General features: G+C 50.2%; 1 protein-coding gene. It reads right to left on the reverse strand.

Annotated elements, in window-relative coordinates; all coding sequences use genetic code 11:
* The coding region (locus tag ACJ2PR_RS33235; RefSeq protein ID WP_446880253.1) for a TIR domain-containing protein at positions 1–1,062 on the reverse strand (1,062 nt) is incomplete at its 3' end.
* Positions 1,063–1,226: the final 164 nt, after the last annotated feature.

Genomic DNA, 1,226 nt, shown 5'->3' on the forward strand with positions numbered 1-1,226 from the left:
GAGGGCTGCGATCGCCTCATCGGGTTTGTCTTGACCTTTTAGCGCATTGCTCAAGCCAAGCCAGGCAGTTGGGTCATTTTGGTCAATCTGAATTGCCCGCCTAAACTCTGCTTCCGATGCTGCATAGTTTCTCATTTGTAAAAAAACATAGCCGCGCCCCATTAGAGCAAAGGTGCTGCGAGGATTACGCTCTATCACCGTTGCCAGCCGATCCAGGGCACTGTCGTAGTTTCCCTTTGCACTATCAGCCAGAGCATCGGTAAAGTGCCACACATCCCGGATGTTTTGTTTTTTTTGTGCTAGTTCAGTGCTCACTTGTGCAGAATAGATTCCTAAAGCTAAGGCGCTCACTGCTGCAACAGGCACCACGATCGCCGCCAACCTCACCCGCTGTAATGCCCGTTCTCCCTTTGCCAGCAGTAGATTGTAGTCATCCTCAACCTTGCGGCTGGTGGTAATGTAGTTTCGATGCAACTCAGTCGGAATCGGCTCCTTTTCTGTACTGGCCGTCAGCCAATATTCTGCATCTGTCAGGTCAATTTTTCGCAACAAAAAGCTGTCATCTCGTCCCCGCTTGTTCCATTCGATCGCCTTCACCAACAATCGAGTATGCGATCGCGTATGCTCCAGATCAGTGTCGATCGCTTTCACCAATCGTGCAAACGCAGGCTCAAAGTCGTCCTGTTCTCGTAAAAAAATCCAGTCCAGCGATCGCAGCGCCGAATGAACATCTCCTGCCTCACGACACACCACAGGAATCAACCGCTTTTTGTGCAAAACCGCGTAGTCAACTTCTTTGTTGCAATACTCAGATGCCACCGAATCAGGACTGATCACAAAAATGAACGTATTGGCCGCCTCAATGCCCGTCTCGATCGCCTGCCAAAAATCTTCTGCCGCCTGAATTGACTGCCAATCGACCCAGGTATCCCGATTTTCACCCTTGAGCGCCCCCAGCAACCGCCGAGCAAACTCACCATCTCGCCGCGAGTAGGAGATAAACACATCATGGTCAACTCGATTTCTAGCAGAACCGGAGATCAAAACGGCACTCTCGCTCATGCCCGTGTTTCCTTTACGCGATCGCTGTGCCCAGATTAACAGAAAGATATACCAGAAGGAAAACTACACATCCCTGTTGACTCTTTGACGGTTATGAAGATGTCCTGATTTAACGTGAATTCGATGGAGTTTTCTCGCTTCGTTATTCAGCACTTCTGCCCCCC

It is taken from the genome of Phormidesmis sp. 146-33 (assembly GCF_052939515.1).